19 protein-coding genes are annotated in these 20,941 nt (G+C 53.3%); 12 read left to right on the top strand and 7 right to left on the bottom strand.

Annotation, left to right across the window (positions count from 1 at the left end; all coding sequences use genetic code 11):
* Positions 1 to 22 precede the first annotated feature (22 nt).
* Together bglJ and FDX11_RS20775 are read right to left on the bottom strand one after the other, a co-directional pair.
* On the bottom strand, positions 23 to 700 hold the full coding sequence (gene bglJ / locus FDX11_RS20780; protein WP_042312540.1) for a DNA-binding transcriptional activator BglJ: 678 nt from the start codon (positions 698 to 700) through the stop codon (positions 23 to 25).
* Positions 661 to 1,386 (bottom strand): response regulator transcription factor, encoded by a 726-nt coding sequence (locus FDX11_RS20775; protein ID WP_137398480.1) that lies wholly within the window; start codon positions 1,384 to 1,386, stop codon positions 661 to 663. Before FDX11_RS20775 ends, bglJ begins: the two co-directional genes overlap by 40 nt.
* A gap of 451 nt (positions 1,387 to 1,837) precedes the next feature.
* On the opposite strand from FDX11_RS20775, the gene FDX11_RS20770 reads away from it, so the two are divergent.
* The 6 genes from FDX11_RS20770 to opgB all read left to right on the top strand — a co-directional run bounded on the left by FDX11_RS20770 (position 1,838) and on the right by opgB (position 7,564).
* Complete coding sequence (locus FDX11_RS20770; protein ID WP_042312543.1) at positions 1,838 to 2,614, top strand: threonine/serine exporter ThrE family protein; 777 nt, start codon at positions 1,838 to 1,840, stop codon at positions 2,612 to 2,614.
* Positions 2,605 to 3,078, top strand: coding sequence for a threonine/serine exporter (locus tag FDX11_RS20765; RefSeq protein WP_038636981.1), 474 nt, complete (start codon positions 2,605 to 2,607; stop codon positions 3,076 to 3,078). The genes FDX11_RS20770 and FDX11_RS20765 overlap by 10 nt, the downstream gene beginning before the upstream one ends.
* A gap of 121 nt (positions 3,079 to 3,199) precedes the next feature.
* Entirely contained in the window at positions 3,200 to 3,739 is a 540-nt protein-coding gene (gene dnaT / locus FDX11_RS20760) for a primosomal protein DnaT (RefSeq protein WP_079225556.1), read from the top strand.
* Between the two features lie 2 nt (positions 3,740 to 3,741).
* A complete protein-coding gene (gene dnaC, locus FDX11_RS20755; RefSeq protein WP_038636979.1) occupies positions 3,742 to 4,479 on the top strand; it encodes a DNA replication protein DnaC in 738 nt (245 codons plus the stop codon).
* A 71-nt stretch (positions 4,480 to 4,550) separates the two neighbouring features.
* Positions 4,551 to 5,042, top strand: coding sequence for a DUF2501 domain-containing protein (locus FDX11_RS20750; protein ID WP_042312547.1), 492 nt, complete (start codon positions 4,551 to 4,553; stop codon positions 5,040 to 5,042).
* Positions 5,043 to 5,272: 230 nt separating this feature from the next.
* Positions 5,273 to 7,564 (top strand): phosphatidylglycerol--membrane-oligosaccharide glycerophosphotransferase, encoded by a 2,292-nt coding sequence (opgB, locus tag FDX11_RS20745; RefSeq protein WP_137398479.1) that lies wholly within the window; start codon positions 5,273 to 5,275, stop codon positions 7,562 to 7,564.
* 43 nt (positions 7,565 to 7,607) lie between these two features.
* Here the strand turns inward: opgB and FDX11_RS20740 are convergent, their stop codons facing one another.
* Positions 7,608 to 9,053, bottom strand: coding sequence for a tagaturonate reductase (locus FDX11_RS20740; protein WP_061382847.1), 1,446 nt, complete (start codon positions 9,051 to 9,053; stop codon positions 7,608 to 7,610).
* Between the two features lie 13 nt (positions 9,054 to 9,066).
* A complete protein-coding gene (locus FDX11_RS20735) occupies positions 9,067 to 10,089 on the bottom strand; it encodes a zinc-binding alcohol dehydrogenase family protein (RefSeq protein ID WP_042312556.1) in 1,023 nt (340 codons plus the stop codon).
* Positions 10,090 to 10,225: 136 nt separating this feature from the next.
* Here FDX11_RS20735 and FDX11_RS20730 point away from each other — a divergent pair, with 136 nt between their 5' ends.
* From FDX11_RS20730 to FDX11_RS20720, 3 genes are all read left to right on the top strand, one after another.
* Positions 10,226 to 11,140 carry a GntR family transcriptional regulator gene (locus FDX11_RS20730; RefSeq protein ID WP_042312558.1) on the top strand — a complete coding sequence of 305 codons (915 nt, stop codon included), beginning with the start codon at positions 10,226 to 10,228 and terminating at the stop codon, positions 11,138 to 11,140.
* 214 nt (positions 11,141 to 11,354) lie between these two features.
* Positions 11,355 to 12,716, top strand: coding sequence for an MFS transporter (locus FDX11_RS20725; RefSeq protein WP_042312560.1), 1,362 nt, complete (start codon positions 11,355 to 11,357; stop codon positions 12,714 to 12,716).
* 52 nt (positions 12,717 to 12,768) lie between these two features.
* Complete coding sequence (locus FDX11_RS20720; RefSeq protein WP_137350424.1) at positions 12,769 to 13,284, top strand: GNAT family N-acetyltransferase; 516 nt, start codon at positions 12,769 to 12,771, stop codon at positions 13,282 to 13,284.
* Positions 13,285 to 13,371: 87 nt separating this feature from the next.
* On the opposite strand, the gene tsr is transcribed toward FDX11_RS20720, so the two are convergent.
* Positions 13,372 to 15,033 (bottom strand): methyl-accepting chemotaxis protein, encoded by a 1,662-nt coding sequence (gene tsr, locus FDX11_RS20715; protein WP_042312566.1) that lies wholly within the window; start codon positions 15,031 to 15,033, stop codon positions 13,372 to 13,374.
* Positions 15,034 to 15,398: 365 nt separating this feature from the next.
* Here tsr and btsT point away from each other — a divergent pair, with 365 nt between their 5' ends.
* From btsT to yjiA, 3 genes are read left to right on the top strand one after another with little or no spacing between them, the layout of a single operon-like run.
* Positions 15,399 to 17,549, top strand: coding sequence for a pyruvate/proton symporter BtsT (gene btsT / locus FDX11_RS20710; RefSeq protein WP_137361753.1), 2,151 nt, complete (start codon positions 15,399 to 15,401; stop codon positions 17,547 to 17,549).
* Between the two features lie 50 nt (positions 17,550 to 17,599).
* Positions 17,600 to 17,794 carry a YbdD/YjiX family protein gene (locus tag FDX11_RS20705; protein WP_003830038.1) on the top strand — a complete coding sequence of 65 codons (195 nt, stop codon included), beginning with the start codon at positions 17,600 to 17,602 and terminating at the stop codon, positions 17,792 to 17,794.
* 12 nt (positions 17,795 to 17,806) lie between these two features.
* On the top strand, positions 17,807 to 18,763 hold the full coding sequence (gene yjiA / locus FDX11_RS20700; protein WP_042312574.1) for a GTPase: 957 nt from the start codon (positions 17,807 to 17,809) through the stop codon (positions 18,761 to 18,763).
* Between the two features lie 50 nt (positions 18,764 to 18,813).
* On the opposite strand, the gene FDX11_RS20695 is transcribed toward yjiA, so the two are convergent.
* Positions 18,814 to 19,878: a DUF2955 domain-containing protein gene (locus FDX11_RS20695; protein ID WP_137398478.1), complete on the bottom strand. Its 1,065-nt coding sequence runs from the start codon at positions 19,876 to 19,878 to the stop codon at positions 18,814 to 18,816.
* Positions 19,868 to 20,935 (bottom strand): HlyD family secretion protein, encoded by a 1,068-nt coding sequence (locus FDX11_RS20690; protein WP_042312579.1) that lies wholly within the window; start codon positions 20,933 to 20,935, stop codon positions 19,868 to 19,870. Before FDX11_RS20690 ends, FDX11_RS20695 begins: the two co-directional genes overlap by 11 nt.
* Positions 20,936 to 20,941: the final 6 nt, after the last annotated feature.

Genomic DNA, 20,941 nt, shown 5'->3' with positions numbered 1-20,941 from the left:
CAAAATAGGTCTACGTTGATCGTTACGACGCCGCTTGTAGAAAAGGTGTCGATTCACCTGCGCGCAGATACAGCAGGATATCGGCGGCATCCAGTAACCCAACATCTGAGCTCACGCCCAGCTTGGACATTACGTTAAATTTATGCGCCCGAATGGTTTTAATATTCCGCTCAAGCTGAACGGCAATCTGCGGCATCGAATAGCCATTCGACATAAAACGCAGAATTTCTCGTTCTGTAGGGCTAAGCACACGGCTTTGATTGATAAACCAATGGTTTTTCGCGCTTTCGGTTACCTGGGTAGGGCAATTCAATGCTGTAAATAACGCGTCCTGCAACACAGTTAACGAAGAAGCTTTGCTAACAACCCCATCCAATGGCAATGGTGACAGAGAGCCAATTAAACGCGCCTCAGCATCGTCATCGGCAATAACTATACGCCTGATGCGAGGGAAATTTATCGCCAGTTCCGTCAGATAGGCGAGCCCTGCTCTGCGATCGGTCCTGATAGCAGAAAGAGAAAAAATAACTGCCGAAAATGACATTTTTAACATCGCCTGACTAAAGGCAAGCTGATTCGAAAAGAGATGAAGTGCGTATTGGTCACCCGGCATGGTATTAAATAAACTCTCAATACCCACGCTACTCATCGCACATTTTTCTATAAGTGCGACGTTTCTTTTAATGCTTCTGCTTTCCATTCCGTGGTCTCTCCATATACTGAAGGTAAATTCAGTTCTCGCGATCCTTGAGAACTGTTTATCCATGCGTACATTTCTGCATTGCTGTGTATTGATAAGCGACGCATGGCGCTGTTCTTTTGGGCGCTGATTGTTTTATTACTTTTCTTAAGCAACGACGCAATCTGGTTAATTCCCCAGCCTTTTCCCAGGAGTCTCAGCACTTTCCTCTCCGAGAGGGTAAGTACAATTGAGCGGACGCTATGGTCAGCCAACTCTGGCATTAGGGGCGGAGAGAGCAGCGACTTGCTAATTCTCTCTGCTCGGGTATTTCCCGCATGAATTACATTCACTAAACTTTCAATCGGCTCTGCATCAGATAACAGCGAACTGATCGGGCACATCAGCAGTTCGATGGCGAGAGGGTAAAAAATACGAGATACAAGAAATACCCAATGAATATCACGGTATTGAGATAATAAAGAATAATATTGTTCGCAGACTGAGCGAGGATGATTACAGTCTGCGGGTAAATCAGCAATCACCAAATCAGCGCACCGCAACTGCAACAATGTCAGTTCTTCAACGGAACGACAGTAAGTTAATTCGCAATCAGCGAACTGTCCTTGCATTACACCTTTAAGCCCAGTTTGTACGATCGGTAATTTACTAATAATAATTGCGTTTTTGCAGCGTCCTGGCAACATATCCCCTCCACATTCACCAGTCCGTATTCGCACTTATTAAAAGCTTCCTGATAAATTAAATATATTAATTAACAGAAAAACCTAAACTATAGACGAGGTGAATTGTTTATCCTTGGATTTTATTAAAATATTAAAGTAATGGCGCTATAATCCCAATAGCGTCAAACTATTGAACCGTTATTACAAAATTACGCACAAATACATTCTATGTACAATTAAAAGAACTACAATAGAACATTAGCATTGCTTACGTATTTGCCATCCTTATAAATAACACGACCTTTTCATGTAGCGCTATCTTTATTGATAAGCAGGTAAGGCATGTAAGCGGCTGCGACCTGCGTCTTTTTTCAACGCAAAGATTGATCTTGCCAGAGCCAACGGGCTCGTGCTTCATGATAAAAAGAAAGCATTCACCCTTCAATGAGATCCTTTTCAGTCAGAGCGAGCCATGCAAACAGAGCAGTCGTCACAGCGAACGGTTACACGGTTATGTATACAATGTGGGCTTTTTTTACTCCAGCATGGTGCGGAAAGCGCGCTGGTTGACGAGCTATCCACTCGCCTCGGCCTGGCGCTTGGCATGGATAGCGTAGAAAGCGCCATCTCCTCCAACGCGATTGTCCTGACCACCATTAAAGATGGGCAATGCCTGACGTCGACCCGAAAAAATCATGATCGCGGCATTAACATGCACGTCGTGACGGAAGTGCAGCACATCGTTATTTTAGCGGAACACAAGCTGCTGGATATAAAAGGCGTTGAGAAGCGCTTTAGCCAGATTAAGCCGCTACGCTATCCAAGATGGCTGGTCGCATTGATGGTTGGTTTGTCCTGCGCCTGCTTTTGTAAACTTAATAACGGCGGATGGGATGGCGCAGTGATCACCTTTTTCGCCAGCATGGTAGCAATGTATATCCGCCAGGTCCTGGCGTCCCGGCATTTGCACCCGCAAATCAACTTTTGTATCACCGCCTTTGTGGCAACCACGATATCCGGCCTGTTGCTGACGCTGCCGACCTTTAATCACACCCCAACCATCGCCATGGCGGCCAGCGTGCTGCTGCTGGTTCCGGGTTTTCCGTTGATCAACTCTGTCGCAGATATGTTTAAGGGGCACATTAATACCGGGCTGGCTCGCTGGGCCATTGCCAGTCTGCTAACGTTGGCGACCTGCATTGGGGTGGTTATGTCGATGACCTTATGGGGGCTACGCGGATGGGCGTGATCGATTTCATTCTGGCGCTAATACAGGACATGATCCTGTCGGCGATTCCGGCACTGGGCTTTGCCATGGTATTTAACGTGCCGCATCGCGCGCTTCCCTGGTGTGCGTTACTCGGTGCGCTGGGCCATGGTTCACGAATGGTGATGATGAGCGCAGGATTTAATATTGAATGGTCAACCTTTATGGCGTCGCTGCTGATTGGCTGCATTGGGATCCAGTGGTCGCGCTGGTATCTGGCGCATCCTAAGGTCTTCACCGTCGCGGCTGTGATCCCCATGTTTCCTGGGATCTCCGCCTACACCGCCATGATCTCCGCGGTAAAAATCGGCCATTTCGGCTATAGCGAAGCGCTGATGATCACCCTGTTAACCAATTTCCTGAAAGCCTCATCAATTGTCGGTGCGCTCTCTATCGGCTTATCCGTACCAGGCTTATGGCTGTATCGCAAACGCCCGCGCGTCTAGCGCGGTAATTTCTAAGCACATCGCAGAGGGGGAATCTCCCCCTCATCTGCTGCTCTCCTGGTTCTCTGTGTTACTATAAAAGCAGTCCCTTCTCAGTTGTTGTTCAGTTTTGAGAAACATTATGCCCTGCAAAATTTTGACGCCGGACGTCATCAGCATTGACGCCTTACTACACGATCATCACGCGGTACTGGCAAAGTCTGCGGGTGGCGCCGTAGCGGTATTCGCCAACAATGCGCCAGCCTTTTACGCGCTGACGCCTGCGCGACTGGCTCAGTTGTTGGAGCTTGAAGAGAAGCTGTCACGTCCGGGAAGTGATGTGACATTGGATGCGCAATTTTATGAAGAGCCGCAAGCTGCGCCCGTTGCCGTGCCAATGGGGAAATTTGCGATGTACGCTGACTGGCAGCCCGATGCCGACTTTCAGCGCCAGGCCGCTCTGTGGGGCGTGGCGTTAAGAGAACCGGTCACCGCCGAGGAACTGGCCTCATTCGTCGCCTACTGGCAGGCCGAAGGCAAAGTCTTTCACCATATTCAGTGGCAGCAAAAACTGGCGCGTAGCATCCAGATTGGCCGGGCCAGCAATGGCGGAATGCCAAAGCGCGATGTGAACAGTGTCAGCGAACCTGACAGCCATATTCCACCAGGTTTTAGAGGATAACGATGAAAAACGTTGGCGATCTGATGAAACGTCTGCAAAAAATGATGCCGCCCAATGTCGAGCCTGCCTTTAAAACGGGCGAAGAGCTACTGGCATGGCAAAAAGAGCAAGGTGAAATTCGTGCCGCAGCGCTGGCCCGCGAAAACCGGGCCATGAAAATGCAGCGCACATTTAACCGCTCCGGTATCCGTCCGCTGCACCAAAACTGTTCATTCGATAACTATCGGGTGGAATGCGAAGGTCAGATGAACGCCCTGAGCAAAGCCCGCCAGTACGTTGATGAGTTTGACGGCAACATCGCCAGCTTTATTTTCTCGGGCAAACCCGGCACCGGCAAAAATCATCTGGCGGCAGCCATCTGCAACGAACTGCTGCTCCGCGGTAAGTCGGTACTGATCATCACCGTGGCTGATATCATGTCGGCGATGAAAGAAACCTTTAGTAACCGTGAAACCAGCGAAGAACAGTTGCTCAACGATCTTAGCAATGTGGATCTGCTGGTGATCGATGAGATCGGCATGCAGACCGAATCGCGCTATGAAAAAGTGATCATCAATCAGATCGTCGATCGCCGATCGTCCTCAAAACGCCCAACCGGCATGTTAACCAACAGCAATATGGATGAAATGAACAAACTGCTGGGAGAGCGCGTGATGGACCGTATGCGCCTTGGCAACAGCCTGTGGGTGATTTTTAACTGGGACAGCTACCGTAGCCGGGTAACAGGCAAAGAGTATTAAACGTATTAGGACCACTCCTAAAGCTGCCAGCGCTATACTGCGCTGAAAAGGCATAACACGAGTTGCATATAATGATGAAAACAACCAAACGTCTGCTGTGCTGTGCGCTTGCCGCCAGCACGCTCATCTCCACCAGCGTTTTTGCTGCCTCCTGGCAGGATTCGCTCTCCAGCGCTGCCAGCGAACTGAGCAAACAAAGCTCCGGCTCGCAGGGCAGCTCGTCGCTCTCTTCCCTGACCAGCCTGCTGAATGGCAGCAATCAGTCACTGACCTCAAGCAGCATGAATAACGCCGCCGGGATCCTGGAATATTGCGCCAAACAGAAACTGGCCTCGGTTACCGACACGCAAAACGTCAAAAACCAGGTGCTGGATAAACTCGGCCTCAGTGCTCCAGAGCAGAAACAAGATACCAACTACATGGACGGCATTCAGGGCCTGCTCAATGCCAAAGATGGCCAACAGCTGGACCTGAATACGATTGGTAATAGCTCGCTGGCGAAGCAGGTAAAAACCAAGGCCTGCGATCTGGTGTTAAAACAGGGCATGAACTTCATTTCCTGAGGCATTAAATGCCGCGCGTCCCCTGCGCGGCATCCCCCATTCCTGCCGATACATACCGCCATCACGAAAGCCGTAATTACCCGCAAAAAAACGCGCATATCTAAACCAATTCTGAATAACAACGTAATTTAATGTCACTACAATTGCAGCAATATAACAACGCTATTACATTGTTCTCTCACCAAATGATTAGCCTGCCAGGCATGTGCCCGGTTTACTGAGGATCGACCGTGTCAGAATTAATCTCCATCACTCTGTTTCTCGCTTCAGTGCTGATTTACGCCTGGAAAGCGGGTCGCAATACCTGGTGGTTTGCCGCCACGTTAACGGTGCTGGGGATTTTTATCGTCTTGAATATCACACTGTATGCCAGTGACTATTTCACCGGCGACGGAATCAACGACGCGGTGCTTTACACTCTGACCAACAGCCTGACCGGCGCGGGTATTGGGAAATATATTCTGCCTGGCGTCGGAATTGCGCTGGCGCTGACGACCGTCTTTGTCGCCCTCGGCTGGATCCTTCGCCGCCGTCGCCATCACCCGCATCACGTGGGTTACAGCCTGCTGGCCCTGCTGCTGGCGCTGGCCTCCGTTGACGCCAGCCCGGCGTTTCACCAGATAACTGAACTGGTGAAATCTCAGTCGCGCGATGGCGATCCGGATTTCCTGACCTATTATAAAGAGCCGTCGAAAACCATTCCCAACCCGAAGCTGAACCTGGTTTATATCTACGGCGAAAGCCTCGAACGCACCTACTTTAACAACGATGCGTTCCCGGATCTGACCCCGGAACTCGGCGCGTTGAAAAATGAAGGCATGGATTTCAGCAACACCATGCAGCTACCGGGGACGGATTACACCATCGCTGGTATGGTCGCTTCACAATGTGGCATCCCGCTATTTGCGCCATTTGAAGGCAATGCCTCGGCATCGGTTTCCAGCTTTTTCCCCAACAATATCTGTCTCGGCGACATCCTGAAAAACTCCGGCTACCAAAACTACTTTGTGCAGGGGGCCAACCTGCGCTTTGCCGGGAAGGATGTGTTCCTGAAATCTCACGGGTTTGATCATCTGTACGGCGCAGAAGAGTTAAAAAGTGTGGTGGCGGATCCCGCATATCGTAACGACTGGGGTTTTTACGATGACACCGTGCTGGACGAAGCCTGGAAAAAATTTGAAGAGCTATCGCGTTCAGGACAACGTTTTTCGCTGTTTACCCTAACCGTGGATACCCATCATCCGGATGGATTTATCTCACGTAGCTGTAACCGCAAACGTTATGACATCGACGGTAAGGCCAATCAGTCCTTCAGCGCGGTGAGCTGCAGCCAGGAAAACATCGCTGAATTTATCAATAAAATCAAAGCATCCCCGTGGTTTAAAGATACCGTGATCGTGGTTTCTTCCGATCATCTGGCGATGAACAACACCGCATGGAAGTATCTGAACAAGCAGGATCGCAACAACCTGTTCTTCGTGCTGCGCGGCGACCAGCCGCAACAGGATACGCTGGCGGTGAAACGTAACACGATGGATAACGGCGCAACGGTGCTGGATATCCTGGGCGGTGATAACTTTATCGGCCTTGGCCGCAGCAGTTTGTCGGGCGAATCCGTGTCGGAAGTGTTCCTCAACATCAAAGAAAAAATGCTGGCGTGGAAACCCGACATCATCCGCCTGTGGAATTTCCCCAAAGAGATGAAAGAGTTCACCGTCGATCAGGACAAAAATATGATCGCTTTCTCCGGCAGCCATTTCCGCCTGCCGCTGCTGCTGCGCGTATCGGATAAACGCGTCGAGCCGCTACCAGAAAGCGAATATTCGGCCCCGCTGCGCTTCCAGTTGGCAGATTTCGCGCCGCGCGATAACTTTGTCTGGGTCGATCGCTGCTACAAAATGGCGCAGCTGTGGGCACCGGAGTTGGCGCTTTCCACCGACTGGTGCGTCTCGCAGGGGCAACTGGGCGGGCAACAAATCGTGCAGCACGTTGACAAAGCCAAATGGAAAAGCAAAACCGTCTTTAAAGACACGGTGATCGACATGGAGCGCTACAAAGGCAACGTCGATACGCTGAAAATTGTCGATAACGATATTCGCTACAAGGCAGACAGCTTCGTCTTTAACGTGGCGGGCGCGCCGGAAGAGGTGAAACAATTTAGCGGTATTTCACGCCCTGAATCGTGGGGACGCTGGTCCAATGCGCAGCTCAGTGAAGAGGTAAAAATCGAATACAAAGCGCCATTGCCGAAAAAATTCGATCTGGTCATCACCGCCAAAGCCTATGGCGATAACGCCAATCGCCCGATACCCGTGCGCGTTGGCAATGAGGAACAGACGCTGGTGCTAAGCCATGATATCAGCACCACTACCTTACATTTTGATAATCCGGCGGATGCCGATACGCTGGTGATTATCCCACCCGATCCGGTCGCTACCAACGAGGGTAATATTCTCGGCCACTCGCCGCGTAAGCTGGGGATCGGGATGGTTGAAATCAAAGTGGTGGCAGCTCAGGGGTAAAAAAAACAGCGCCCAACACAACTCCGGGCGCTGCATGGCAACCTTATTCCAGACTGTTCACCGCCTGACGCATTCCCTGCACCAGAATCATTTCCAGGTTGGCTGTCACCTGCTCTGCAAGGCCTGGCAGCAACGTCAGATCTTCCCCCCAGTGCGCGGCATCGCCGAGCACTGCATTCACCAGTTCCCGCAGCGTTAAATCATTGCCAACTTGCGGCCACAGGCTGGCATACAGATTTATCCACTGCTCGTCATCCTGCAATGGATAGCCTTCCCCGGCCCGTTCGCCGCGATAAAACGCCAACAGCGCGGCCAGAGCGAAGGTTAAGCGCACAGGCCAACATCCATTTTGCTGGCCCGCCAGCAGCTGCGGCAATATACGGGTGCGGAATTTGGTCATGCCGTTAAGCGCGATGGAAAGTAACTGATGGCGAATGTAGGGGTTCTGAAAACGCCCGCTCACCGCACCGGCAAATTCGCGCAGTTCATCGGCATCGAGATCCAATACCGGAATGATTTCTTCACCAATCGCTCGCTCAATATAATGGCGGACATCAGCATCCTGCATCGCTTCGCCAACGGTCTCCAGCCCGCACAGCCAGGCAACCGGCACCAGCGCCGTATGCGCGCCGTTCAGAATCGCGACCTTACGTTCCTTGTACGGCTTGATATCGCTCACCACCCGGATATTCAGCGGGCATTGCGCCAGTTTTAACTCTTCGGCCAACCATGCCGGTCCCTGGATCACGAACAGATAAAAGTGTTCCGCGGTATCGAGAAACGCATCGTGATAGCCAAGCGTAGCTTCCAGCGCGGCGGCTTCTTCACGCGGGTAGCCAGTAACAATGCGGTCGACCAGCGTGGAACAGAAGGTGTTCGCCGTTTCCACCCAGTCGGCAAACGCCGGAGGAAGGTGCCACTCCTGCGCATACCGCAGCACCAGCGTTTTGAGCGACTCACCGTTATAGTCGATTAGCTCGCACGGGATAATTACCCAGCCCTTATCCACCGCCCCCGCAAAATGGTTAAAGCGCTCCAGCAGCAGTCGCGTCAGTTTGGCCGGAAAACTCACCGGCGGGGCATCATCCACGCTGTCCCCCGCGTGATAGCTAATCCCGGCTTCAGTGGTGTTCGAAAACACAAAACGGATATCTGCATTGTGCGCCAGCGCCAGATACGCCGCGAAATCCTTGTACGGGTTGATTTCGTTATTCACCGAACGAATCAGCCGCGCCTTGCTTACCGCTTCGCCCTGCTCGTTCAACCCACGAATAAGCGTGGTATATAGCCCATCCTGAGCGTTCAGCGACGGCGGAAAATCGGTATTAATCGGGCGAACAATGGTCACGCCAGCATTGAGATCCGTTTTCTCATTAAGGATATCCAGTTGCCAGTCAACAAACGCCCGCAGAAAATTACCTTCACCAAACTGGATCACGCGCGTAGGGTAGCTGGCACCCGGAAAATCACGTCGATTCAATGTTTTCATCACTCTTATCCTCTCAGAACGTGATCACGCCTTTAATCAGTTCCCGGTTGTTAATCACGTCCCGCTCGTAGATCTCTGCAAGCTGGGCAAACGCGTAACGGTGCGTGAGCATCATGTCGGCGGTCAGTTTGCCTGCCGACATCAGGCGCCCCACCTTGGCGAAATCTTCCGGGGTCGCGTTGCGACTGCCCATCATGGTGGTTTCTTTTTTATGGAACTCAGGATCGGAGAACTGTAAATCGCCTTTGAACAGCCCAACGAAAACGATGCTGCCGCCATGGCGAATCAAATTCACTGTGTTGTTCATCGCATGCTGATTCCCCGTGGCATCAATGACCTTTTGCGCCAACGAGCCGCCAAACTGAGCGCGCAATTGCGCATCAAAATCTTCAGCGGAGGGATCGATAACCGGAAGATCCAGTCGGGAAAGCACATGCTCCCGGCGCGCGGGGCTGGTATCCGCCACCACCACCTGTGCACCATCGGCTTTGGCAATCGCCGCCGCGCCCAGACCAATCGGACCGGCACCGACCACCAGCACCTGCTCACCCGGCGCTACCGCCGCCCGACGTACCGCATGTGCGCTGATGGCATAAGGCTCAATCAACGCCGCAGCCTGCGGGTCAATGCCCTGCGCATCCAGCAGGTTGGTCACCGGCACGGACAAGTATTCGCTGAAGCCGCCATCCTGGTGCACGCCAATCACTGAAATATTCTCACAACAGTTGGTGCGCCCGCTCAGGCACGCCGGACACTGCTGACAGGCCACGTAAGGAATAACCGCCACCTGCTGGCCATTTTTCAGATTTTGTATATTTTTGCCCAACCCGACAATTTCCCCACATATTTCATGGCCTAATACACGTGGATAGCTGAAAAAAGGCTGATTGCCGCCCCAGGCATGAATATCGGTGCCACAAATACCCACCGACTTAATTTTTATTAATGCCTCGCCCTCACCAGGAATAGGTATTTCACGCTCTTTCCAGACTAATTTTTTAGGTTCCTGGCAAATCAACGTATTCATCGTAGACATGATTCTGCTCTCCTGTTTTTTGTTGCCTCAGATATCAACGAAAATAAAAAAACCGGAGAAAGCGGAAACGTAATCTGTGAATCTCAGCGCATAAAAATGTTTTAAATCGGGTTTTAATAGCCAAAAAGGAGACGCCATGAGCCGTTCACAGAACTTACGCCACAATGTGATTAACCAAATAATCGATGATATGGCGCGGGGTCATATCCCTTCCCCACTTCCGTCGCAAAGCGCGCTGGCGGAGATGTACAACATCAGCCGCACCACCGTGCGCCATATGCTGAGCCACTTAGGCGAATGCGGCGTACTAACGCAGGTCGGCAGCCACTATGTCATCGTGCGTAAACCTGACCATGACGACGGTTTTGCCTGCACCACCGCCTCCATGACCGAGCAAAACCGGATCTTCGAGCAGGCTTTTTTCACCATGATCAACCAGCGCCAACTGCGCGCAGGCGAGAGTTTCTCCGAACTGCAGCTTGCCAGAGCCGCAGGCGTCAGTCCGGTAGTTGTGCGGGAATATCTTTTAAAATTCGAACGTTACAACCTGATTAAAAACGAAAAACGCGGTCAGTGGAGCATGAAGCAGTTCGATCAGGCCTATGCGGAACAGTTGTTTGAACTCAGAGAAATGCTGGAAACCCATTCTTTGCAGCATTTCCTCAATCTGCCCGATGATGACCCGCGCTGGCTGCAGGCAAAAACGCTGTTGGAGCGCCATCGCATCCTGCGCGACAGCATCGGCAGCAGCTTTCGTATGTTCTCGCAGTTAGACCGTGAGTTTCATGCTTTACTGCTCTCCGCTGCTGATAATATATTTTTTAATCAATCACTTGAAATCATCTCGGTGATTTTCCACTTCCACTATCAGTGGGATGAAAGCGATCTTAAACAGCGCAACATCATTGCCATCGATGAGCATATGACCATCCTCAGCGCGCTAATTTGCCGCAGCGATCTGGATGCCACTCTGGCGCTGTGTAACCATTTGAATACAGCCAAACAATCGATGATTCGCTCCATCAATCAAAGTAGTGCTGCCGCGCATTAAGTACCGATAAAAAACAGCAAACCATTACCGGGAGCACGATTTTATAAAAATATAAACCCCTGAAAAATACCTCTTGCCTATGCTCACGCTAAGTCGACTGCATTAAAAACTTTTGTGAGCGGTGATGAGTAAATTGATTCATCACTGGTATTTTTTCAATACTGCACAGCCCACTGCTGTGTAAAAATAAATTATTGAGGTTCAGGAGTCCGGCGTGGAAAAAAATAATATTACCCTCGACCCGAGTTCTTCGTTTGACACGTCGTCATCAGCGGATATTAATGTTCCGCCTGAGGGCATGGTACAACGCAGTAGCCGAATAAAACGCATTCAGACCACAGCAATGATTTTATTATTTTTTGCTGCGGTGATTAATTACCTCGACCGTAGTTCATTATCGGTCGCCAACTTAACGATTCGGGAAGAACTGGGGCTGAGCGCCACGCAAATCGGCGTCCTGCTGTCGGTCTTCTCTCTCGCTTACGGTATTGCACAACTGCCCTGCGGCCCGCTGCTGGATCGCAAGGGTCCGCGCATTATGTTAGGACTCGGGATGTTCTTCTGGTCGCTGTTTCAGGCGCTGTCCGGGATGGTACACAGCTTCACACAGTTTGTGCTGGTGCGTATTGGCATGGGGATCGGCGAAGCGCCCATGAACCCGTGCGGCGTAAAGGTCATCAACGACTGGTTTAACATCAAAGAGCGCGGTCGCCCGATGGGGTTGTTTAACGCCGCCTCGACCATCGGGGTTGCCATTAGCCCGCCGATTCTGGCCGCCATGATGCTGGTAATGGGCTGGCGCTGGATGTTTATTACTATCGGCGTGCTGGGTATTTTTCTCGCCATCGGCTGGTACATGCTGTATCGCAACCGCGAGCAAATTGAGTTGAGCGCCACGGAACAGGCTTACCTGAACGCCGGCAGCGTCAATGCCCGCCGCGATCCGCTGAGCTTTGCCGAATGGCGTAGCCTGTTCCGCAACCGTACCATGTGGGGCATGATGCTGGGCTTCAGCGGCATCAACTACACCGCATGGTTATACCTGGCCTGGCTACCGGGCTACCTGCAGACCTCCTACAACCTGGATTTAAAAAGCACTGGCTTAATGGCGGCCATTCCGTTCCTGTTCGGCGCAGCTGGCATGCTGATTAACGGTTTTGTCACCGACTGGCTGGTGAAAGGCGGTATGGCACCGATTAAGAGCCGTAAGATTTGTATTATCGCCGGGATGTTCTGCTCTGCAGCCTTCACCTTCGTGGTACCGCAGGCGACAACATCAATGGCCGCGGTGTTACTGATCGGTATGGCGCTGTTCTGTATCCACTTCGCCGGAACCTCCTGCTGGGGCTTGATCCACGTCGCCGTCGCCTCACGTATGACCGCCTCCGTAGGCAGTATCCAGAACTTTGCCAGTTTTATCTGCGCGTCCTTCGCGCCGATCGTTACCGGCTTTATTGTGGATACCACCAACTCTTTCCGCCTGGCGCTGATTATCTGCGGTTGCGTCACGATGGCAGGTGCCCTCGCCTACATCATCCTGGTGCGCCAGCCCATTAGCGATCCGCGTAAAGATTAATCCTCCAGATGCCCGATAACACCGTGCTTATCGGGCATGTTATGCTCTCCGTATGAACATCATCTTGCGCGCGACTACTCTGGCAGAAACTGCCGCTCTTCCCGCCATCGAACGATCTGCGGGGCAACGTTTTTTACTCCTCCCCGACCTGGCGTGGATTGCTGACGACCAGATTATATCTGCTGCTCAGCATCGGGCATTTGCCGCCGCAGGCATGAGCTGGCTGGCGCAGGTCGATGAGCGTCCGGTCGGTTTTTTGGTAGCCGAAACGCTGGGGTCATCGCTGTTTATTGCTGAACTGTCGCTGCATCTGGAGTGGCAGGGAAAAGGAATTGGCCGCAGATTGATTGGCTATGTTGCCGAACAGGCTCGCGAGAAAGGTTATACGTCACTGACGCTGACCACCTTCCGCGATGTGCCGTGGAATGCGCCATTGTATGCGCGGCTGGGTTTTGAAATGCTGGCTGACGAGACGCTTTCTCCGGAATTGCGCGAAAAAAGGGCTGAAGAGGTGGCGCACGGGCAGACGTACGAACGACGCTGCGCCATGCGCCTGATGCTGCGTTAATTGCCCGATGGCGGCTACGCCTTATCGGCCCTGGGTAACTTGTCCCCGTAGGCCGGATAAGCGACAGCGCCATCCGGCATCACAGGCTTAGAACGTTTCCCAGTTATCCCCGGCATCGGTTACCGCAGCTTTACGCGGCTGGACCGTTGAAACCGGTTTTGCGGCGGCAACGTCGCGCGCGCGCTGTTGGTCATGCTGAATACGGAACACGGCAACGGCCTGGGTCAGACGGCTGGCCTGCTCTTCCAGTGCCGCGGCGGCAGCGGCGGATTCTTCCACCAGCGAGGCGTTCTGCTGCGTCACGCGATCCATCTCTGCAACGGCCAGACCCACCTGGTCGATGCCGCGGCTCTGCTCATCAGAGGCGGAGGCAATTTCACCCATGATATCGGTCACGCGGGTTACCGCATTAACGATCTCATCCATGGTTTCACCGGCGCTTTCCACCAGCGTTGAACCCACATCCACACGGCTGACCGAGTCTTCAATCAGGCTCTTGATCTCGCGCGCGGCCTGCGCACTTCGCTGGGCCAGGTTACGAACCTCACCCGCAACCACCGCAAAACCACGCCCCTGCTCGCCCGCACGCGCGGCTTCTACTGCGGCGTTGAGCGCCAGAATGTTGGTCTGGAAGGCAATCCCGTCGATAACGCTGATAATATCGGCGATTTTCTGCGAACTGGAAGCGATGTCGCGCATGGTTTGCACCACGTTATCAACCACTTTACCGCCTTTCTGCGCGGTTTCCGAAGCGCTCAGCGCCAGATGGCTGGCCTGACGCGCGTTTTCGGCGTTCTGCTTCACGGTCGCCGTCAGCTGTTCCATGCTGGCCGCCGTTTCTTCCAGAGAAGCCGCCTGCTGCTCGGTACGCGAGGAGAGATCGTTGTTGCCCATCGCAATCTCGCTGGCGCCGCTGTAAATCGCGTTGGCACCGTTACGCACGTCACCCACGGTGTTCATCAGTTCACCCTGCATGTGGCGCAGACTTTCCGCCAGCTGTCCAATCTCGTTGGATCCTTCCACCTCAATACGCTTCACCAAATCACCACTGGCGATATGACGAATGCTTTCAATCAGGCGGTTCATCGGAGAGATCAGCGTCAGTTTGATACCAAACCAAACCGCAACGATAGCGGCCAGCACGGTAATCAGTACACATGCCAGCACCCACATTGCCTGGCTATAGGAAGCGTTATTGTCCTCAACCGCGATGTCATACAGGCGATCGTTCTGCTGCATGTAACTCATGTACTGCTTCTCAAAACCGTCCTGATAGCTCTGCGTCGGTTGATCGAAAAACGCGTTGATCTTGCCTTCACCCAGTAACTGGATCAGCTCCGCCAGCGCACCGTGATAGATGTCATAGGTGCGGTTGATCTCCTGGAACGCGGCTTCGCTTTGACGCGGATCGCGCGGGAGCGACTCGTAAATCGCCCAGTTTTTTTCGGTCAGCTTCAGGGCATTACTCGCCACCTGCATCAGTTCTGCAACGGTCGCGCCGCTGCCGATGTTGCTCTGATCCATCATGTAGCGAATACCCGCCCGGTTCAGGGTATTACGCGTTTGCAGCAGTTCAACCCAGGTAGCGTTCAGCGCAGATTGCTGCTGGCGAATGGTTTGCAGAACGGTAAAGTTCTCTTTGTCATTCTTCAGTGAGTTAAAAAACAAGCCGCCTGAGGCGAGCTGTAAAAGGCCAAATAGCGCCAATACCAGCAGTAAGCTGGTAACAATCTTCATTCGTTTTAACATGTTTTCTCTTTCCGCTAGACAGATGTCAGAATTTTCGGCCTGGAAAGGGAAAACTTTATGGAATTCGTGCTAACTGAATCGATCTCAGCATCGACGATTCGTCGATCCACGCCGTCCGCCAACGCGCTAAGCGGGTTTATTAGTGATCTCAATCACATAAACATCCCCGTTAACCCCTACTGCTTACCGCTCACTGACACTTGAGACCGCTTAAGCTGACATACAACCGCTCACTTATTTACCTTACTTTACGCGCGTAATTCTCTGGCAAGATCCCTCCAACATAGCAGTCAATTTACCTCCTCAAACACAAGATCAAACCCACGCGGCTTCGGCCAATTATTAATTAGATACCAGGTTTTACTATGGATACGAAAAAGATATTCAAGCACATACCCTGGGTGATTCTCGGAATCATCGGTGCATTCTGCCTCTCGGTAGTGGCATTACGTCGGGGTGAGCACATTAGTGCCCTGTGGATCGTGGTCGCCTCAGTTTCTGTTTATCTGGTGGCCTATCGTTACTACAGTCTGTACATCGCCCAGAAAGTGATGAAACTTGACCCGACGCGCGCCACGCCGGCGGTCATCAACAATGACGGTCTGAACTACGTTCCAACCAACCGTAACGTATTGTTTGGTCACCACTTTGCTGCTATCGCTGGTGCAGGTCCGCTGGTTGGACCGGTACTGGCCGCGCAGATGGGCTACCTGCCCGGAACGTTATGGCTGCTGGCAGGCGTGGTACTGGCAGGTGCGGTACAGGACTTCATGGTGCTGTTTATCTCTTCCCGCCGTAACGGCGCATCTCTCGGCGAGATGATCAAAGAAGAGATGGGCCCGATCCCAGGAACCATTGCCCTGTTCGGCTGCTTCTTAATCATGATCATCATCCTGGCGGTACTGGCGCTGATCGTGGTGAAAGCGCTGGCGGAAAGCCCATGGGGTGTGTTCACCGTCTGCTCAACCGTACCGATTGCGCTATTCATGGGGATCTACATGCGATTCCTGCGCCCAGGACGTGTGGGTGAAGTGTCGGTAATTGGTATTGTGCTGCTGGTGGCTTCCATCTACTTCGGCGGCGTGATTGCGCACGACCCGTACTGGGGTCCGGCGCTGACCTTTAAAGACACCACCATTACCTTTACCCTGATTGGTTACGCGTTTATCTCTGCGCTGCTGCCGGTATGGCTGATCCTCGCCCCGCGCGACTATCTGGCGACCTTCCTGAAAATCGGCGTTATCGTCGGTCTGGCGGTGGGGATTGTTATCCTCAATCCGGAACTGAAAATGCCGGCGATGACGCAGTACGTTGATGGTACTGGCCCGCTGTGGAAAGGCGCTCTGTTCCCGTTCCTGTTTATTACCATCGCCTGTGGTGCGGTATCTGGCTTCCACGCGTTGATTGCTTCCGGTACCACGCCGAAGCTGCTGGCTTGTGAAACCGATGCGCGCTTTATCGGTTACGGCGCGATGCTGATGGAATCCTTCGTGGCGATTATGGCGCTGGTTGCTGCGTCTATCATCGAACCGGGTCTGTACTTCGCGATGAACACCCCGCCTGCGGGCCTTGGCATCACCATGCCGAACCTGCATGAAATGAGCGGCGAAAACGCACCGCTGATTATGGCGCAGCTGAAAGATGTTACCGCACATGCGGCAGCGACCGTCAGCTCCTGGGGCTTCGTGATTTCGCCTGAGCAGATCCTGCAGACCGCGAAAGACATCGGTGAACCGTCCGTTCTGAACCGCGCAGGTGGCGCACCGACGCTGGCCGTGGGTATCGCTCACGTGTTCCACAAAGTGCTGCCGATGGCTGATATGGGCTTCTGGTATCACTTCGGTATTCTGTTTGAAGCGCTGTTCATCCTGACCGCACTGGATGCCGGTACCCGTTCTGGCCGCTTTATGCTGCAGGATTTACTGGGTAACTTCGTGCCGTTCCTGAAGAAAACCGACTCTCTGGTTGCGGGCATCATCGGTACTGCGGGCTGCGTAGGCCTGTGGGGTTATCTGCTGTATCAAGGCGTGGTTGACCCGCTGGGCGGCGTTAAGAGCCTGTGGCCGCTGTTCGGTATCTCTAACCAGATGCTGGCTGCCGTGGCGCTGGTTCTCGGCACCGTGGTACTGGTTAAAATGCAGCGCACCAAATACATCTGGGTTACCGTGGTTCCGGCAGTCTGGCTGCTTATCTGCACCACCTGGGCGCTGGGTCTGAAACTGTTCAGCACCAACCCGCAGATGGAAGGCTTCTTCTTTATGGCGAATCAGTACAAAGAGAAGATTGCTAACGGCGGCGAACTGACCGCTCAGCAGATTGCCAACATGAACCATATCGTCATCAACAACTACACCAACGCAGGTCTGAGTATTCTGTTCCTGGTGGTGGTGTACAGCATCATTTTCTACGGGTTCCGTACCTGGCAGAAAGCCCGCGCCATCAACGGTCGCTCTGATAAAGAGACGCCGTATGTACCGGTGCCGGAAGGCGGCGTGAAGACCTCTTCACACCACTAAGATGTATTCAGCCCCGCTCCGGCGGGGCTTTTCGCTTATCAGGATTGTTTATGTTTGGTACTTTAGGGCAAGCTAAAAAATATCTCGGTCAGGCGGCGAAGATGCTGATTGGCATTCCGGACTACGACAACTACGTCGAGCACATGAAGACCAACCATCCCGATAAGCCGTACATGACCTACGAAGAATTCTTCCGCGAGCGCCAGGAAGCCCGCTACGGTAGCGGCGGAAGCAGTTGCTGTTAGAAGGAGAAGTGAATGACCCCGATTGCAGTTACCCTACTCACCGGTTTTCTTGGCGCGGGTAAAACCACCCTGCTACGCCATATTCTCAACGAGCAGCACGGTTACAAGATTGCCGTTATCGAAAACGAATTCGGCGAAGTCTCGGTGGACGATCAGCTGATTGGCGACCGCGCCACGCAGATCAAAACCCTGACCAACGGCTGCATTTGCTGTACCCGTTCTAATGAACTGGAAGATGCCTTGTTAGACCTGCTCGACAACCTCGACAAAGGCACCATCAATTTTGACCGTCTGGTGATCGAGTGCACCGGCATGGCCGACCCCGGCCCGATTATCCAGACCTTTTTCTCCCATGAAGTGATTTGCGAACGCTACCTGCTGGACGGCGTAATTGCGCTGGTTGACGCGGTGCATGCCGACGAGCAGATGAACCAGTTTACCATCGCCCAGTCGCAGGTCGGCTATGCTGACCGCATCCTGCTGACCAAAACCGACGTCGCAGGTGAAAGCGAAAAACTGCGTGAGCGCCTAGCGCGCATTAACGCCCGTGCGCCGATTTACACCGTCACGCATGGCGATATCGACCTCTCTCTGCTTTTTGACACCAACGGTTTTATGCTGGAAGAGAACGTGGTCAGCGCCAAACCGCGCTTCCACTTTATCGCCGACAAGCAAAACGATATCTCCTCGATCGTCGTTGAACTGGATTACCCGGTGAACATCAGCGACGTGTCGCGGGTAATGGAAAATCTGCTGCTGGAATCCGCCGAGAAACTGCTGCGCTACAAAGGCATGCTGTGGATTGAAGGCGAGCCAAACCGCCTGCTGTTCCAGGGTGTCCAGCGCCTGTACAGCGCCGACTGGGACCGCCCGTGGGGTGACGAAACGCCGCACAGCCTGCTGGTGTTTATCGGTATTAACCTGCCGGAAGATGAGATCAGAGCTGCGTTTGCGGGGTTGAAGAAGTAGATTTTTGTAGGCCGGATAAGGCGCAGCCGCCATCCGGCATTCCCCCCCACTCACTCAGTAATCACAAACCGTGTCGCGGCAAAGCAGTTCAACACCCGATGCACCAGGAAGACCATTGTCAGCGTTGCCACCAGCGCGACGGTGACGGAGGTGATACGGTACAGATCGCTGAATACCAGGTCCTGATCCGGGTGCAGGTTCTGGCCAAACATAATGCCGATGGTGGTGATACTGGCAAACCCCACGCCTGCGCCGACTTTTTCCATTACGTGCAGGCGGGCGCTGAATGCCAGCCCAAGGCCAATCAGCGGCATCATCAGCACCATATGGTTGCTGAAATCATAGATAAGCAGCTGCACCAGCAGAATATACAGACAGGCCAGCACCACGCCAACCACACGCCAGATCGAGCTAATCACCGCCCCGCGATAGTGCATAGGAAACAGAATCAAAATGCCTGCCATCAGCGCTGACAGCGAATCACTCAAATCGCAGATCTGGAAGACCACAAAAATCATCGTCGCCACCGTACCGGAAAGCAGCGACTCGTGGCGAACCCGGGCGGCATCTTTTTCAATGCGCGGCGGCGGCTGGCGGGGTTCCACGTCCGGGATCAGGTAATGCAGCAGCGCGCTCAGCGCCACCGCCATGACGCAGGCTTCCATATTGGAAAACATCAGCGTATGCCAGTTGGTGGTCGGGTAGCTCATAAAGTTGAGCATCGTGCTCTGGCATACCACGCCCATCGAACCGAGCAGAAACAGTGGCCCTTTGCTCATAAAACGAAAACGCATCACATACAGGCCGAACACCACCAGCGTCATAATTAGCGGCCATTGTGAGAGATAGCCGACGATTAGCACCATTTCAACGCAGTTCACCGCCGCGCTGAACACAAACTGTTTTGCCACATGGCGGTTGAATACCGGCACCAGCGACAGCAGCATCAGCGGATAAACCACAAAAAATACGCCGTACTGCACGTTGTAGAAGGTCGAGATACTCAGCGCGATTGTCCCGACGACGGAAATCCGCAGGGTCTGGCGAAAGTCATTGGCGGTGTAGACGATATTCCCGTGCGGCGTAAAGACGTGGGCCAGTGTGTTAATAGACATAATGCAGCCAGCTAACGAGGTGGATCTGCGCCCCGGCAAAAGTGCGAGCGAACATCCCCTCGCTGTTATACAGCTGTACCGTGGCGCGCGCCCCGGTCGGTAACGGCGTGTCGAGCGGTTCGTTCAGCGCTACGTGAATACGCATACGCTGGGCATCGCGCACCCAGCGGGTGGACTGTTCCGGCTGCGACAGCTGGCCGTTAACCTGCTCCTGGCCCGCCAGAATACCGGCATCACTGCTGGTGACGCGGGCAGAGAAAACCTTGCCCGGCATGGCGTCGAACACCACGGCGGCATCGGTATCCACGCGAGTTTGGCGCAGGCTTTTCTCGCGAAAGTCGGCCACGATATCGGTCTGATGGCTGACCAGCGCCAGCAGCGGCGTGGCGGCGGTGGCGTAAAGTCCGGGGCTAAGCTGGAGGTTACTCACTATACCGTCGGTCTGGGCGTACACTTTGCTCCAGCTGAGGTTCAGCTGCGCCTCTTCCAGCGCGTTACGGTATTTTTGCAGCGTCACGTTGCGCTTGTCATCGCGCTCGCCGCGCTGGATCAGCAGGTTCTGAATACTGGCGTTGAGCGCCGCCACCGACTGTTCGCTGGTCTGCCAGGCGGTGCGCACCTTATCGAGATCGGATTGCGACACATTCTGCATGGCACTCAGGCGTTGATAGCGGTCAAAGGTAGTCTTATCGTTGCGGGCGTTGAATTGCGCGGTGCGCAGATTAGCGCGCGCGGAGGCGATCTGCGCATCCAGCTGTTGGTTGCTCAGCTTCGCCTGCTCAAGGGCGATTTGCGCCGCTTCGACCTTATTGATAAACGGCGTCGGATCCAGCTCGTACAGCAAATCGCCCTTTTTCACCTGGCTATTGTTATGTACATGCACCTGCGAGACGTAGCCGGATACGCGTGAAGAAACAGGCGTTACCACGCGCATCACCGTGGAGTCCGGCGTCAGCGGGATCCAGATATCAGCAACGATAAACCAAGCGAATATTACCAGGAAAGCGGCAATACTCACCCTTACCCAACGGGCAAATTTTTGTTCTGGGGTCATCATAGTTTT

Origin of the sequence: Citrobacter sp. wls714, from assembly GCF_005281025.1 — a bacterium.
Lineage (GTDB): Bacteria > Pseudomonadota > Gammaproteobacteria > Enterobacterales > Enterobacteriaceae > Citrobacter > Citrobacter werkmanii.
The sequence above is the reverse complement of the archived record's forward strand: the minus strand, read 5'-3'. Positions and strand labels throughout refer to the sequence as shown.

Bases quoted from the DNA above. Each gene is read 5' to 3' on its own strand.
- bglJ (WP_042312540.1), bottom strand. From the start codon at position 700: ATGGAAAGCAGAAGCATTAAAAGAAACGTCGCACTTATAGAAAAATGT.
- FDX11_RS20775 (WP_137398480.1), bottom strand. From the start codon at position 1,386: ATGTTGCCAGGACGCTGCAAAAACGCAATTATTATTAGTAAATTACCG.
- FDX11_RS20770 (WP_042312543.1), top strand. From the start codon at position 1,838: ATGCAAACAGAGCAGTCGTCACAGCGAACGGTTACACGGTTATGTATA.
- FDX11_RS20765 (WP_038636981.1), top strand. From the start codon at position 2,605: ATGGGCGTGATCGATTTCATTCTGGCGCTAATACAGGACATGATCCTG.
- dnaT (WP_079225556.1), top strand. From the start codon at position 3,200: ATGCCCTGCAAAATTTTGACGCCGGACGTCATCAGCATTGACGCCTTA.
- dnaC (WP_038636979.1), top strand. From the start codon at position 3,742: ATGAAAAACGTTGGCGATCTGATGAAACGTCTGCAAAAAATGATGCCG.
- FDX11_RS20750 (WP_042312547.1), top strand. From the start codon at position 4,551: ATGATGAAAACAACCAAACGTCTGCTGTGCTGTGCGCTTGCCGCCAGC.
- FDX11_RS20740 (WP_061382847.1), bottom strand. From the start codon at position 9,053: ATGAAAACATTGAATCGACGTGATTTTCCGGGTGCCAGCTACCCTACG.
- FDX11_RS20735 (WP_042312556.1), bottom strand. From the start codon at position 10,089: ATGTCTACGATGAATACGTTGATTTGCCAGGAACCTAAAAAATTAGTC.
- FDX11_RS20730 (WP_042312558.1), top strand. From the start codon at position 10,226: ATGAGCCGTTCACAGAACTTACGCCACAATGTGATTAACCAAATAATC.
- FDX11_RS20720 (WP_137350424.1), top strand. From the start codon at position 12,769: ATGAACATCATCTTGCGCGCGACTACTCTGGCAGAAACTGCCGCTCTT.
- tsr (WP_042312566.1), bottom strand. From the start codon at position 15,033: ATGTTAAAACGAATGAAGATTGTTACCAGCTTACTGCTGGTATTGGCG.
- btsT (WP_137361753.1), top strand. From the start codon at position 15,399: ATGGATACGAAAAAGATATTCAAGCACATACCCTGGGTGATTCTCGGA.
- FDX11_RS20705 (WP_003830038.1), top strand. From the start codon at position 17,600: ATGTTTGGTACTTTAGGGCAAGCTAAAAAATATCTCGGTCAGGCGGCG.
- yjiA (WP_042312574.1), top strand. From the start codon at position 17,807: ATGACCCCGATTGCAGTTACCCTACTCACCGGTTTTCTTGGCGCGGGT.
- FDX11_RS20695 (WP_137398478.1), bottom strand. From the start codon at position 19,878: ATGTCTATTAACACACTGGCCCACGTCTTTACGCCGCACGGGAATATC.
- FDX11_RS20690 (WP_042312579.1), bottom strand. From the start codon at position 20,935: ATGATGACCCCAGAACAAAAATTTGCCCGTTGGGTAAGGGTGAGTATT.